We start from the raw sequence: 11,795 nt of genomic DNA on the forward strand, positions 1-11,795 counted from the left end.
CATCACCATAGATATCCCCACCAAAAAAAAGACCAACTCCCCCAAAAAGGAAAGTCGGTCTCCCGAATATTACACATTAAATTTCTCTTTAACAAATTCCACAACTTCTTCTGCTGTGCTCATGCCAAGGATCTCTTCACGGTAGGAAGCAGCTTCCTCTTTGGAGATGCCACGCAATTGGCTTCTTGCAGGAAGGATGGATGTCGCGCTCATGCTGAACTCGTCAAGTCCCAGTCCAAGAAGGATTGGAATCGCGATTGGGTCGCCAGCCATTTCTCCACACATGCCGGCCCATTTACCGTTTTTGTGTGCAGCTTGGATGACATTATCCACAAGACGCAAGATTGCAGGGTTGTATGGTTGATACAAGTAGGAAACCTGCTCGTTCATACGGTCCGCTGCCATTGTATATTGAATCAAGTCGTTTGTTCCGATGCTGAAGAAGTCTACTTCTTTCGCGAAAATATCAGCCATGACCGCAGTTGATGGAATTTCCACCATGATCCCAATCTCGATATTTTCGTTAACAGTTGTACCGTTCTTCACAAGCTCTTCTTTTTCTTCTAAAAGAATTGCTTTTGCTTGGCGGAACTCGTCTAATGTCGCAATCATCGGGAACATGATTTTCAGGTTTCCATAAGAGCTCGCACGGAGTAATGCACGAAGCTGTGTACGGAAAATCTCTTGTTCCTCCAGACAAAGGCGAATGGCACGGAAGCCTAGGAATGGATTCATTTCTTTTGGAAGGTTCAGGTAAGGAAGTTCCTTATCACCGCCGATGTCCAATGTACGGACAACAACCGGTTTGCCTTCCATGCTTTCAAGAACTTCTTTATAGGCTTTGTACTGCTCGTCCTCTGTTGGAAGTTCGGTTCTGCCCATGTAAAGGAATTCTGTACGGTAAAGACCAACGCCTTCTCCGCCATTGGCAAGAACACCTTTCACATCTTTAGGAGTACCGATGTTTGCAGCAAGCTCGACTTCTTGTCCGTCAGAAGAAAGACTCTTCTCGTTTACAAGCTTAGCCCACTCTTTTTTCTGCTCTTCGTACTTCTCTTGCTTTTCTTTGTAAGAAGCAATTTCTTCTTCTGTCGGATCGACGATTACCATACCGTCCAAACCATCAATAATAACCATTGTGTCATTTTGAATGGATTCCATGACGTTCTTTGTTCCAACAACTGCTGGAATTTCCATAGAACGAGCCATGATAGCAGAGTGGGATGTACGTCCACCGATATCAGTCGTAAATGCTTTTACATATTGACGATTAAGCTGGGCAGTGTCAGAAGGAGTCAAGTCTTCTGCGATGATGATCACTTCTTCTGAAATAAGTGCAGGATTAGAAACTGTCACACCCAAAAGGTGCGCAAGAACACGTTTCGTCACGTCGCGGATATCCGCTGCACGCTCCTTCATGTATTCGTTATCCATTTGTTCAAACATGTTGATGAACATTCCAGCTGTTTCATCCAAAGCGAACTCCGCATTTACACTGTCGCTTTTAATTTTATCTTTGATTGGATTTAAAAGTTCAGGATCACTCAATACAAGCAAGTGTGCAGAGAAGATTTCCGCCTTATCTGCTCCAAGTTCTTTGTGTGCGTGTTCCTTGATTTTTTCCAATTCGGATTTTGAGATTTCTACTGCTTTTTCAAATCTTTCTACTTCCGCTTGGGCATTGCTGATCGTCTTTTTGTCCACAGAAAGCTCTGGGTTTTCAAGACGATATGCTTTCGCAATGGCAATCCCGCTAGAAGCAGGTATCCCTTGAATCGTGTTTGACATTATTCCCCTAACCCTTCTGATTTCAAAGTTTCTTCAATTGCAGAAATTGCCTCGCTCTCATCAGAACCTTCTGCAACGATCTTGATTTCCGCACCTTGAGGAATTCCTAAAGACATAACACCCATGATGGATTTCAAGTTTACAGATTTACCGTTGTACTCAAGGTTTACGTCTGCATCAAATTTACCTGCAGTTTGCACCAATTGTGTTGCCGGACGTGCGTGAATTCCTGAATCTGCTGTTACTTTAAAAGTTTTTTCTGCCATTGTAATCAAACTCCTTTGGGATATGTGTATTTTTTACTCAGAAACTATTCAACTAAAAGAACCTTGTTCCTTTTATTCCTATACCCTGTCGCTTTCACCGGTAATCTCGGTGAATATGTAGAAAAGAATATAGAAAAAGGCATGAGCGGGGGCTTGTCTCTATAAAAGGGTACACTCGTCCCCTTAGTATGGATCAAAACCTCTTCACTCATGCCTGATCGAATCAGTAACACGTAAAGTTCTTATCTATGTTGAAAGCATTTGCATGAACATATAGTTGAACGCTTCTTAACTGTCCGTTGAGATTGTAGCATAAAAAACAAAAGCTTGGCAATACTTTTGACTTAGTTCTTCTTCTTTTTAAACATCATCATGATGGCAAAAGGAATAACACCAAAGAGTTGGAAGGCTATCGGAGAACGTTCCTGCTTTCTGATTTGCCTTTGTTCTCGTTTTACTTCTTTCGGTTGGTCCATATACGTAACCAATTGCTGTGTCACATACTTTACATAGTCATTTGTTTTCAATTAATTTCACCACCAAAGAGAAATTCTTTACCTTTAGTGTTGACGGTTATTCCAAGTTTTAATCGCATTATGTAGGGCATAAACCGCTTCATCAAATGCTAAATCAGTTGTATCCAACGTAATATGGGCTTGATTATACAAAGGGAGACGTGTCTGAAATAGTTCCAAGACTTCCTCTTTACTTTTCTGTTGGATAAGAGGTCTTGTTGTATCATTTTCTAATCGTTGCCAAATTACTTCGGGATCTGCATACAAAAAAACAACACATCCATTTTCTTTCATCCAGTCTATGTTTGCCTGCCTTGTTACTATTCCTCCGCCAGTTGTTACAATAGCATCCTTAGTAGGAAGCTCTGTTAATATTTCCGTTTCTAATTCACGAAAATAAGTTTCTCCGTGTTTATCAAAGATATCCTTAATTTTCATTTTTAGTTTGTTTTCGATCATTACATCTGTATCCAAAACAGCGACACCTAGTTTGTTCGCCACTGCCTGTCCTATTGTTGTTTTTCCAGCTCCCATAAAACCAGTAAGATAGACGTTTTGCATGCTGATCCCTCTCTTTCTTGACAGAACTAATCCTTCTTCCCATTATAGGAGAAAAAGTGCCTGCTGGAAACGGCAAGCACTTTTTCTTGTGTACAATTGTCAGTTATCTGGCATGATCCAAATTATTTCTGCGGTCCGAATGAAAAAACTGGAGTCACCAGCCATTAGGACAACATGATCCGGTTTAACATCTTTTAAGTTACCTCTTATCGAGCCGCGTGTGGTCTCAATCACCACTTCTGTTCCAATAATACTCTTTAAGGTATGGTACACATATGGCTCTACCACCATATATTGAATGGGCATTCCATTGTCCGCTTGATTCATTAGGCGAATACCTCCTTTATCATTATACATTTATATGAATGGGACAATGGGAAGGTGAGGAGGTAAATCTAAATTTAATACGTTTCATACCAAGCAACAATTTTCTTCTTATCCACATTATAAATGATGGTCGCCCTGTATTGCCTTCCCTCCAGAGTTGTGCAAACAATTGCTATCTCCCTTTCTATATCAAGGGCTTTCACGGTAATAACAGCGTTCCCCTTTGGAAAAGTGACGGTATGAGAAACTAATTCATTCTCCACCTTCAACATTTCCTCCACCATATCCCAAGAAAATTTCATCATTGCTTCCAATTCGTACTGCTGATTGGTTTCGTGATAAAACATTTTTTCCAGTCTATAATTCTCCATTTGATGCAGCAAAAAAGAAGACAGCAGGACACTTATAAAAATTGTTACAGGAAAAATATAGCCCCTTTCCCTCCTATTCTGCATACCAACTGTTTGGTATGGCACTAATTCTGAATTCATAGACCACATCATCACTTCCTTCCAATCTGAAGCTGGCCCCGTTTTCTTGTTCGACAAAATTGATGCTTTTAACATGATGAAGAAGCAATTCATGTCCGCTTCCATTGACTCTGCGTCTAATTTTTTGCTGATAATATTCATATGTGACTCTCTGATCGGCTTGATTAATAATCACTAATACTTTCCCCTCAACAAATACCCGTTTCGCAATTTTTATTTCTCTGTTTGCTTGTTGAATAAATACCTCTAGCTCCATTTGATTGATGCCATTATTTATTTCTGTCAAGGTGATTAAATTTTTTATTAATAATGGAAAAAAGGTTGTCAAGACTAGTACTAAGGAGAAGGAAATCAGCACCTCCAAAAGTGTGAATCCCTCTTCTTTACGGATAATGGACATACATGCACCTTTCTTTTACCAATAGCCGATAATCATCATAGGAGACGCACAACATAGGGGGAAAAGATTCCTCTATTAGTGTTACAGAATAGAATGTGCCATCTTTATTTACCGTTTTCTCCTGATACACCGCATCGTCAGAGCGAACATTCTCAAGTTCCATCGTCAATATAAATCGGGCCTGTTGCTCTAATGCAAAGCCTTTACGCTCTTGATTAATTCTTACAAGACCAGGTAGAAGGACAGAGGCAATCACCATCCAAATGACTAGTGATGCAAGTACTTCCAACAAGGTGAATCCTTTACAATTTTTCCACATAAAAGCGTCCCTTTCCTAGAGTGAAGACATATCGGTATTGTTCTATTTCATCCACATAAATCGCAATTGCACCTGATTTAGTAATGCTTCCGTTCCCGTGATAGGTAATTCTTTCCCCCATTGTTCTCGTGTTGATTTTAATTTTTGAAGGATATTCCCTGTAAACAAGTTCTTCTACTCGAAAGCCCCCCTGCCGAATGCGATAATAATTTTCGCTTGGGGTAAAAATGATGTAAACACTGGTCTTTGAACTAAGTGCGTATTGTTGGGCGAACAACAAATCATTGCTCAGCTGCTCGCGAAACTGTTCTCCGGTGTACGTTTCTTTTGTTGAGTTCAAGGTAAGAACAGTCACCGTAAGAATGACCGAAACAATAGATAGAACAAGCAACGATTCAAGAAGGGTATAGCCTCCATTAACTTTATCCTTACTCTCCTGCACTGCTTGCTGTCGCCTTATTATTAACAATAGTGATGACACTTCCGTTCGGACACTTCAACGTATCCGTATCATCAAAACGATCTTCCAAATAGTCCGGTGTGTTCAATTCATCAATAGTTGCCACGTTATTCCCGGTATCTAACCGGTATGCCTGCATTTGCGCTTCCACCATGCTACCTATCGCACCCATTAACAAACTTTTTTATTCAAAAAATTAATACTCTGACTCGAATGTCAAAGATGCGTTGTGCTGACTCTCTAAAAATTCATTCAGTTGAAACCATTTTACTTCTAATAACCTCAAGCTAGGAAAGTGAAGTCTAATTTCTAATTTTTTCTCAGGCTTTATTTTTATATAGTCTATAGCCTCAAGTACCTCTTCCAAAGTGAAAATTCTTTTACTCATAAATTTTCTTGATTTATCATACTGTAACCTTATTTTTTCCTGCAACCTTTCAATTTCAACTACTTGTGCACTTTGTAGCTGTGATTGGAGCTTTTCCTTTTTTATAGCTAAATCTTCAAGTTGTTTTTCCAATACAGATTTTAATGCTGGGTTATCCATGAAGTTATTGAAAAGTAAATCCAACTTATCATCAATCTCTTCAATTTCTTTCCTTAAAGATTCCTGTTTGTCTTTTGCTTCAATCTTACTATTTTCCAGTCTTTCAACTAGGATATGAGTTATTCGATCATTTTCAGCATCATGCTCTCTGTTGTAGGCTGCCAGTTTCCACCTCATTAGCTCGTCCATTTCTTTCATTAGCTTATTGTGTGAAATTCCTTTGGCATCACAATTTTTGAACATTCTACGATTTCTACACATGTAGGTTACTTTTTTCCTTTTTACACCTCTTTCTGTAGAAGTTGAAGAAATCCTTATATAATCACTTCCACATTTACCGCATTTTATTTTATCGTGAAAGACATTTACTATTGCAGTATTCTTACCAACTTTCTTTTTATTAACTTCCGAAACTCTTCCTTGCATTAGTGCCTGTGCTTTCTCCCAAGTTTCTTCATTCACAATAGGGTCTATAATGCCTTGATGCGCGATCCATTCAGATTTATCCCGTTTAATTTTCTTGTTGTTTGTAGTCACATCGGGTTTGGTTAAGCGATTAAGCACAACAGTTCCCTTGTATTTTTCATTTCTTATCATTCTTCTTATAGTAGTTGCAATCCACTGTGTACCTTGTCTAGTTCTAAGTCCTCTTTCGTTTAATATACGTGCAATTTGAGTAGCACCTTTCTCTTCATTCACATAGAAATTAAAAATTTCTTTTACTACTTCAGCTTCTTCTTCTAATATTCGATATGAGCCATCTTTTTCAACAAATTCGTATCCATACAAAGGTCTTGACATGTGAAACTGTCCCTTTTTAGCTCTTTGTTTATATGCAAACTTTACTTTTTTCGAGCGATCAATTGATTCTTGCTGAGATACCAATAAGAAAATCCCGAATTCTAAATGCCAATTTTCCTTTTCAGTTGTAAACCCCATATTTTCAAACTCTAAGTAAACTCCTAAATTTCGAAGTTCCCTTGCTACGACATATGAGTCCATGTTTCTCGAAAACCTTGATATGTCTTTAGTTATAATGTAATTGAACTTTGGTTTTCTTTCATGCGAAGGGCCAAATGACAGTACGTTTGTATTTTCTAATTTTTTGTAATCTAAGCCTGCATCATAAAGCATGTTTAGAAATTGTTCTCTATTAGAACTGGTAGCCGAGATACCTTTATCAGCATACAATTTTACAAGTTCATAGTTATTTTTCTTACAGAAATCTTCATAATATTCTTTCTGGTTTTTCATTGATGTGAATTGAGCATCTGAACCAGTACTTACCCTTGTGTAAATAGCAACTTTTTTCATCAGTTTCACCTCATTTAATCCATGTAAATTATATCAAAAGTTGTAAAAGGGAGGAACTGAATTAGCTCATTTTTCAACCCACCAACCTATACTCACAAAAACAATCTTCATCCCCATGCTCGTCCACAATTGTTTCAGAATAGAAATGCACAACTCCCTCTTTAGTAACTACACGTTCATTTTCGTTAATAATTACTCCAGCAGCAGATAGATCATTTAACTCTTCGATTGTTTCAACAATATATGTAGCACCCATTTTCAAAGCTTCCAATACGCTTCCTGCAATATCCCACTGACCGTTTCCATCGAAAAATACTACTTGAGTTGTTAACATTCCATCCATCTCCCTTAAAATTTTATATTGTCTAAAATGACATTTTGATTTATAATAAGAACTAATGTTCGTATTAGTATATTTTTCGGAGTAGAGACTGGTAACCTCTACTCCACTTTTTTTCTACTTTCTCCCCTTAGAAGAAAAATGTTTGATTCCCAGCAACCCAAGATTAAACTCATTTTTGTTCCTACACACCGTTGTCAGGTATTCAAATAGCGTCATATTCATCAACTTCTCTTCCACTGCCTCCAAGAATGCTTCCTTATTATCAAATGTCATATGCTCTTCTAATGTTGGGCTTAACAAAGCTCCTATATCTTCCACAAAGTAGTCGCCATCTTTTTCATCTAATACTTTGACCAAGAATACATCATGATCATCATTTACAATGGTGTAATTATCTTTGATAAAAATCCCATCAAGTATTTCTCCAAAGTGCATTCTAACTTTAATCATCGCATTCCCTCCTAATAACTAGTTCTCCACTTAATTTCTTCTTGAATAGTGTCTGTCTTACGCTCTCCATAGTAATACTTCTCAAGAGTGAATATTGCATCATTCATTGCTTTGCAACTTGCATATAAAGGACAATCCGAGAGCTTTTTATATTCACCTGAAGCCCACTCTTCAACTAGATAATCAATTTCAATTTCGTAAAACTTCATAATTGAGTTGATTACGTGATCCATTTACTCACCTCGCTTTATTAACTCAAACAGTTATTAACTTCTTGAGTTAATACTAACTTAAATAGTTATTAACGTCAAGCGTTAATTTGTGATATAATTGAAAAAAATTTATTCTTCGGGGGACATTAATGATTACGTTTAAATTAGACGAGATGTTAAAGAAAAAAGGTATGACAATGTACCAACTCTCAAAGGCTTCAGGCGTAAGACCAAATACCATTAGTCAATGGGTTAACAATAACACTCTTGAGCCAGGAAAGAGGGTGAAATCAATTAGTACGGAAACACTAGAAAGCATTTGTACGGTGTTAGAATGTAATATTGAAGATGTGATTGAGGTAGTTAAAGAGGTGGAAGTAGATGATTAAGGGTTTAGGAAAATACCAACCACTTTGCACTTATTTATCCAATACTAAACCCGATAAGAATTCATTAACGTTAACTTTTGAAGATATAGAACAGATTCTTTCCTTTAAACTTCCCCTTTCAGCGTACAAACATAATGCATGGTGGGCAAACGAAAGACAAGGTCATGTTCAAGCAAAAGCATGGTTGCAAGCAGGTTGGAAAACATCGGACACTGTTTTAGGAAAGACAATTACCTTTATAAGAAACAAAGAAAACCACCCGACAAATTAATGTCCAGTGGTTTTTATTCGTTTATTTTTTCTCTAATACTTCTTTAGCTTCTTGCTCCGAAATTTTATAGTAATCACTTACTGCTTCAATAAACCTTTGTTCATAATCAAAATTGTCCCATTTATAATACTTGTTAGCAGTAGTATCTATATATAGTTTTCTAAATTTTTCGCTATCAGGCAATTGATTTTTTTGAACCAACTCATAATAACTATCAGAAGCAACCTGCGCAATATTTCTTGCTATGCCTTCAGCGAGCTTATCCTTGTAGTCCTCAAGAGAAAAATCCTTTCTTACGTTTTCAACCATTGTCAAAACCGGAACCCCAGTTTCAGCTACATAATGATCTAAACAAATATATTCAATTCCGTCCTTAACAAATATTTCTCCTGCTTTAGGATTATCTAGTTGTTTTCTATCCATTGAAGCTGCCTCCTAAATTGTAATTAAGGGGCAATAATATCATCTAAATGATTATAAGTCAAAATATTCAGTTATTTAAATAAATTATACTATATTACATACTCCAAAAGTCTTCAGCTTTCTTATTCTCATCCACTTCTCTAATTGCTGCCATAATCTTTTTTATCGTCCCCATATTAGGTGAATATTGATCATCTGATGCAATTTTACTTATTGTATTCCTGCTTATCTTTGTCTTCTTAGACAACCATTCCTGAGTAATTCCTCTATGATCTAAAAACCTGCCTAATTCAGTTCTTGGTTTCATTTCCAAGTCTCCTTTAAAAATTTTCAAACAAAAGTTGTAAAGTTGGACAATCCTATCTGCATAGATTACTAACACGAAAGCTAAACAGTTGGAAATGTGTTGTTGGTATAAAGTAAATGAAGTTATTTTTCTCTTCCGTAATATTTTCCAATAAGTTGCACAAATGCACATGTACAAAGTAAAAGTATTGATTTAATAGTAATTTGAATTTCTGTTAAAAAAGATGAAATGGTAATGAAGATTTTTTAGAAAAGGGGCGGTTGAATGTTTTATTTTCATAAAATTAAGTCTATAAATTTCAAAGAGTTTACGAACGGTCAATACTCCACCAAGCACCCTAGAGATATTCGTCTTAATTCTTTGATGATTAGCCCACTTGCAATGTTTGATCCACTTGTACTATCAATTGCAGCTGGAATATTGAGTATTGTATTCCTTGAAAAATTTCTTCTAAATGGTAACTTGTTTCATCTCGGAGAGTTTCTTGGAAAGTTTATTAATGCAGTTTGTCCAGTTCTTCTCTTTGGTGCAATTATTTACTTCTTCTTTACAAACCCCTTTATAGGATGGTGATTGTGTGTGATTAAAAATCTTATTGCTAAACAAAAAGCAAAGGGTCAGTTGCTTAACGCATTTAAGACTGCTGAGATTGGAGTTGAAAGAAAGTTTAATGATACAACTCGTTTCATCTATCCTAAAATTCAAGATGTCAGATTCAACTACGAAAAGAAAACATTAACTTATGTATTTACATTGCCGTATGGGGTTGATCCAAAAATACTGAAGAAAAAAGAGTATGTCTTTCAACAGTTCTTTTCTAAAAATATCGAGATAAAAGGTGAAATTAAAACATTCACTTTAACCATTTTTACTCAAACTCTTCCTTCAACTGTTAAATACGACTATAAGAAAATGAACCTTAAAGGTAAACTTCCTATACCAGTTGGCCTAGATAAAAATGGTGAGTTTTACTTTTATGAACTTTCTACACACCCTCATTTATTACTTGCTGGTGAAACAGGTAGTGGCAAATCAACAGAGGTACGAAGTATTATTACATCTTTAATTCAATACAAAGCCCCCTCTTCCCTTCATTTATTTTTGTGCGATTTAAAGATGGGGGATTTTCACATCTTTCGCAATGTTGAACACGTTAAATCCTTTGACACTAACGCAAACGAATTAAAACTAACTTTAACCAAGTTAAAAGCAGAAATGACTAAGCGTGGGAAAAAATTGCTTGAACACGAAGTATCACATATTGATGATTTACCAAGCAAACTCCCTTACATCATTCTTGCAATAGATGAGGTTGCATTATTAAAGAAAGAAAAAGAGTGTATGGATATAATCGAACAAATCAGCTCAATTGGGAGAAGTTTAGGTGTGTTTTTAATTTTATCCATGCAAAGACCTGATGCTAAACTACTTGATGGTAAGCTCAAAGTTAATTTAACTGTGAGAATGGCATTTCGTTGTTCTGATGGTATAAACTCAAGAATTGTGATTGATAAAGTTGGTGCTGAAAAATTAGATCAAACAGGAAGAATGTTACTGAAGATACAAGGCGAGCGTGATTTAAAGGAGATTCAGGCACCATATTTAAGCATAGATAAGGCTAAAGAAATATTGGAGTCCTACAAGGTTGTGAAAGTGGAAGCTGTTGAGAATCAAGAATGTGACAGTCTGGAGGGTACTTCTGAGGAAAGTGATTCTATATTTGGGGTGTTGGATGATGAGAAAGCGTGATAAAGCTATATTAAATGACCTTAATCGTTTCCGTTGCATGGATAGAGACAGTATAGCAGAGTTACATTTTAGTAAATTAAAAAATCCTCAGTATGCTGCAAATAATGTTCTGTTAAGGTTAGTTAGGGATAATCACATCCAAAGGTCAACTCATTTTGTTCCTTACGTATATTTTTGCACCGACTCTACAATGAAGAAAAATAGCCAAAAGATCAATCACTTCCTATCTATTTTGAATGTTTACAAAGAAATGAAGCGATTTGAGAAAACAAGCACATTCCAGGTTGAGCCAAAATACTCCAAAGGAATGTGTGAGCCGGATATTTTCTGCATCTTCCAAGGCTCCCCTTTCTTCATTGAGGTTCAAAGGACGGTTTATAGTGAAAAACAAATGAAAGAAAAGTTGAATAGATATTTAGATTTGTATAGTAGTGGAATTATGACAAATGAACCTTGGCAACCAGTCGAAAGAAAAATATTCCCTCATGTTTTAATCCTGTCTGATCAAAGGTATGCGATTGACAATGGTTATCCATTCAGGGTACTTCAAGCTACGTCAATCTCTCAGTTTATGAAATCCATTAGACCAAAGGAGCAATTCAAACCAACTAAGCTAACCTCTTCTGGTTCAGGTAAACTCAAATTAAATATACAATAACAAAA

21 protein-coding genes are annotated in these 11,795 nt (G+C 36.5%); 5 read left to right on the forward strand and 16 right to left on the reverse strand.

The window, feature by feature from the left end; genetic code table 11:
* Window positions 1-69: 69 nt before the first annotated feature.
* The 14 genes from ptsP to LG307_RS14745 all read right to left on the reverse strand — a co-directional run bounded on the left by ptsP (window position 70) and on the right by LG307_RS14745 (window position 8,014).
* On the reverse strand, window positions 70-1,788 hold the full coding sequence (gene ptsP / locus LG307_RS14680) for a phosphoenolpyruvate--protein phosphotransferase (protein ID WP_404443366.1): 1,719 nt from the start codon (window positions 1,786-1,788) through the stop codon (window positions 70-72).
* Window positions 1,788-2,054 (reverse strand): phosphocarrier protein HPr, encoded by a 267-nt coding sequence (locus LG307_RS14685; protein WP_010194663.1) that lies wholly within the window; start codon window positions 2,052-2,054, stop codon window positions 1,788-1,790. The genes ptsP and LG307_RS14685 overlap by 1 nt, the downstream gene beginning before the upstream one ends.
* Before the next feature lie 344 nt (window positions 2,055-2,398).
* Window positions 2,399-2,581 (reverse strand): YqzE family protein, encoded by a 183-nt coding sequence (locus tag LG307_RS14690; protein WP_404443369.1) that lies wholly within the window; start codon window positions 2,579-2,581, stop codon window positions 2,399-2,401.
* 33 nt (window positions 2,582-2,614) lie between these two features.
* Window positions 2,615-3,130 (reverse strand): shikimate kinase, encoded by a 516-nt coding sequence (locus LG307_RS14695; protein WP_404443371.1) that lies wholly within the window; start codon window positions 3,128-3,130, stop codon window positions 2,615-2,617.
* A 99-nt stretch (window positions 3,131-3,229) separates the two neighbouring features.
* A complete protein-coding gene (locus LG307_RS14700; RefSeq protein WP_404443373.1) occupies window positions 3,230-3,457 on the reverse strand; it encodes a YuzF family protein in 228 nt (75 codons plus the stop codon).
* 74 nt (window positions 3,458-3,531) lie between these two features.
* Complete coding sequence (comGG, locus tag LG307_RS14705) at window positions 3,532-3,948, reverse strand: competence type IV pilus minor pilin ComGG (RefSeq protein ID WP_404443376.1); 417 nt, start codon at window positions 3,946-3,948, stop codon at window positions 3,532-3,534.
* Window positions 3,902-4,348 (reverse strand): competence type IV pilus minor pilin ComGF, encoded by a 447-nt coding sequence (gene comGF, locus LG307_RS14710; protein WP_404443378.1) that lies wholly within the window; start codon window positions 4,346-4,348, stop codon window positions 3,902-3,904. Before comGF ends, comGG begins: the two co-directional genes overlap by 47 nt.
* Window positions 4,332-4,667 (reverse strand): competence type IV pilus minor pilin ComGE, encoded by a 336-nt coding sequence (gene comGE, locus LG307_RS14715; RefSeq protein WP_404443381.1) that lies wholly within the window; start codon window positions 4,665-4,667, stop codon window positions 4,332-4,334. The genes comGF and comGE overlap by 17 nt, the downstream gene beginning before the upstream one ends.
* On the reverse strand, window positions 4,651-5,109 hold the full coding sequence (gene comGD, locus LG307_RS14720; protein WP_404443383.1) for a competence type IV pilus minor pilin ComGD: 459 nt from the start codon (window positions 5,107-5,109) through the stop codon (window positions 4,651-4,653). Before comGD ends, comGE begins: the two co-directional genes overlap by 17 nt.
* Window positions 5,096-5,281: a hypothetical protein gene (locus tag LG307_RS14725; RefSeq protein WP_404443387.1), complete on the reverse strand. Its 186-nt coding sequence runs from the start codon at window positions 5,279-5,281 to the stop codon at window positions 5,096-5,098. The genes comGD and LG307_RS14725 overlap by 14 nt, the downstream gene beginning before the upstream one ends.
* A gap of 42 nt (window positions 5,282-5,323) precedes the next feature.
* Window positions 5,324-6,988, reverse strand: a complete 1,665-nt coding sequence (locus tag LG307_RS14730; protein ID WP_404443389.1) for a recombinase family protein — start codon at window positions 6,986-6,988, stop codon at window positions 5,324-5,326.
* A 73-nt stretch (window positions 6,989-7,061) separates the two neighbouring features.
* Complete coding sequence (locus LG307_RS14735; RefSeq protein WP_404443392.1) at window positions 7,062-7,322, reverse strand: hypothetical protein; 261 nt, start codon at window positions 7,320-7,322, stop codon at window positions 7,062-7,064.
* Between the two features lie 123 nt (window positions 7,323-7,445).
* Window positions 7,446-7,781 (reverse strand): hypothetical protein, encoded by a 336-nt coding sequence (locus LG307_RS14740; protein ID WP_404443395.1) that lies wholly within the window; start codon window positions 7,779-7,781, stop codon window positions 7,446-7,448.
* Between the two features lie 11 nt (window positions 7,782-7,792).
* Entirely contained in the window at window positions 7,793-8,014 is a 222-nt protein-coding gene (locus tag LG307_RS14745) for a hypothetical protein (RefSeq protein ID WP_404443397.1), read from the reverse strand.
* A 128-nt stretch (window positions 8,015-8,142) separates the two neighbouring features.
* On the opposite strand from LG307_RS14745, the gene LG307_RS14750 reads away from it, so the two are divergent.
* Together LG307_RS14750 and LG307_RS14755 are read left to right on the forward strand one after the other, a co-directional pair.
* Window positions 8,143-8,382: a helix-turn-helix domain-containing protein gene (locus LG307_RS14750; RefSeq protein ID WP_404443400.1), complete on the forward strand. Its 240-nt coding sequence runs from the start codon at window positions 8,143-8,145 to the stop codon at window positions 8,380-8,382.
* Window positions 8,375-8,653 (forward strand): hypothetical protein, encoded by a 279-nt coding sequence (locus LG307_RS14755; RefSeq protein WP_404443402.1) that lies wholly within the window; start codon window positions 8,375-8,377, stop codon window positions 8,651-8,653. Before LG307_RS14750 ends, LG307_RS14755 begins: the two co-directional genes overlap by 8 nt.
* A 21-nt stretch (window positions 8,654-8,674) precedes the next feature.
* Here LG307_RS14755 and LG307_RS14760 read toward each other — a convergent pair whose 3' ends face one another.
* Both LG307_RS14760 and LG307_RS14765 read right to left on the reverse strand, forming a co-directional pair.
* Complete coding sequence (locus tag LG307_RS14760) at window positions 8,675-9,076, reverse strand: hypothetical protein (protein WP_404443404.1); 402 nt, start codon at window positions 9,074-9,076, stop codon at window positions 8,675-8,677.
* Window positions 9,077-9,170: 94 nt separating this feature from the next.
* Entirely contained in the window at window positions 9,171-9,383 is a 213-nt protein-coding gene (locus LG307_RS14765) for a helix-turn-helix domain-containing protein (protein ID WP_404443406.1), read from the reverse strand.
* 264 nt (window positions 9,384-9,647) lie between these two features.
* Here LG307_RS14765 and LG307_RS14770 point away from each other — a divergent pair, with 264 nt between their 5' ends.
* From LG307_RS14770 to LG307_RS14780, 3 genes are read left to right on the forward strand one after another with little or no spacing between them, the layout of a single operon-like run.
* Window positions 9,648-9,956: a hypothetical protein gene (locus tag LG307_RS14770; RefSeq protein WP_404443408.1), complete on the forward strand. Its 309-nt coding sequence runs from the start codon at window positions 9,648-9,650 to the stop codon at window positions 9,954-9,956.
* Window positions 9,957-9,962: 6 nt separating this feature from the next.
* On the forward strand, window positions 9,963-11,132 hold the full coding sequence (locus LG307_RS14775) for an FtsK/SpoIIIE domain-containing protein (protein WP_404443410.1): 1,170 nt from the start codon (window positions 9,963-9,965) through the stop codon (window positions 11,130-11,132).
* Window positions 11,116-11,790, forward strand: a complete 675-nt coding sequence (locus LG307_RS14780; protein WP_404443412.1) for a hypothetical protein — start codon at window positions 11,116-11,118, stop codon at window positions 11,788-11,790. The genes LG307_RS14775 and LG307_RS14780 overlap by 17 nt, the downstream gene beginning before the upstream one ends.
* Window positions 11,791-11,795 lie beyond the last annotated feature (5 nt).

Origin of the sequence: Sutcliffiella horikoshii, assembly GCF_044809035.1 — a bacterium.
Lineage (GTDB): Bacteria > Bacillota > Bacilli > Bacillales > Bacillaceae_I > Sutcliffiella_A > Sutcliffiella_A horikoshii_G.

Bases quoted from the DNA above. Each gene is read 5' to 3' on its own strand.
- LG307_RS14695 (WP_404443371.1), bottom strand. From the start codon at position 3,130: ATGCAAAACGTCTATCTTACTGGTTTTATGGGAGCTGGAAAAACAACA.
- LG307_RS14725 (WP_404443387.1), bottom strand. From the start codon at position 5,281: ATGGTGGAAGCGCAAATGCAGGCATACCGGTTAGATACCGGGAATAAC.
- comGE (WP_404443381.1), bottom strand. From the start codon at position 4,667: ATGTGGAAAAATTGTAAAGGATTCACCTTGTTGGAAGTACTTGCATCA.
- LG307_RS14760 (WP_404443404.1), bottom strand. From the start codon at position 9,076: ATGGATAGAAAACAACTAGATAATCCTAAAGCAGGAGAAATATTTGTT.
- LG307_RS14685 (WP_010194663.1), bottom strand. From the start codon at position 2,054: ATGGCAGAAAAAACTTTTAAAGTAACAGCAGATTCAGGAATTCACGCA.
- LG307_RS14700 (WP_404443373.1), bottom strand. From the start codon at position 3,457: ATGAATCAAGCGGACAATGGAATGCCCATTCAATATATGGTGGTAGAG.
- comGF (WP_404443378.1), bottom strand. From the start codon at position 4,348: ATGTCCATTATCCGTAAAGAAGAGGGATTCACACTTTTGGAGGTGCTG.
- LG307_RS14755 (WP_404443402.1), top strand. From the start codon at position 8,375: ATGATTAAGGGTTTAGGAAAATACCAACCACTTTGCACTTATTTATCC.
- comGG (WP_404443376.1), bottom strand. From the start codon at position 3,948: ATGAATTCAGAATTAGTGCCATACCAAACAGTTGGTATGCAGAATAGG.
- LG307_RS14735 (WP_404443392.1), bottom strand. From the start codon at position 7,322: ATGTTAACAACTCAAGTAGTATTTTTCGATGGAAACGGTCAGTGGGAT.
- LG307_RS14740 (WP_404443395.1), bottom strand. From the start codon at position 7,781: ATGATTAAAGTTAGAATGCACTTTGGAGAAATACTTGATGGGATTTTT.
- LG307_RS14730 (WP_404443389.1), bottom strand. From the start codon at position 6,988: ATGAAAAAAGTTGCTATTTACACAAGGGTAAGTACTGGTTCAGATGCT.
- LG307_RS14765 (WP_404443406.1), bottom strand. From the start codon at position 9,383: ATGAAACCAAGAACTGAATTAGGCAGGTTTTTAGATCATAGAGGAATT.
- LG307_RS14750 (WP_404443400.1), top strand. From the start codon at position 8,143: ATGATTACGTTTAAATTAGACGAGATGTTAAAGAAAAAAGGTATGACA.
- LG307_RS14780 (WP_404443412.1), top strand. From the start codon at position 11,116: ATGATGAGAAAGCGTGATAAAGCTATATTAAATGACCTTAATCGTTTC.
- LG307_RS14745 (WP_404443397.1), bottom strand. From the start codon at position 8,014: ATGGATCACGTAATCAACTCAATTATGAAGTTTTACGAAATTGAAATT.
- LG307_RS14770 (WP_404443408.1), top strand. From the start codon at position 9,648: ATGTTTTATTTTCATAAAATTAAGTCTATAAATTTCAAAGAGTTTACG.
- ptsP (WP_404443366.1), bottom strand. From the start codon at position 1,788: ATGTCAAACACGATTCAAGGGATACCTGCTTCTAGCGGGATTGCCATT.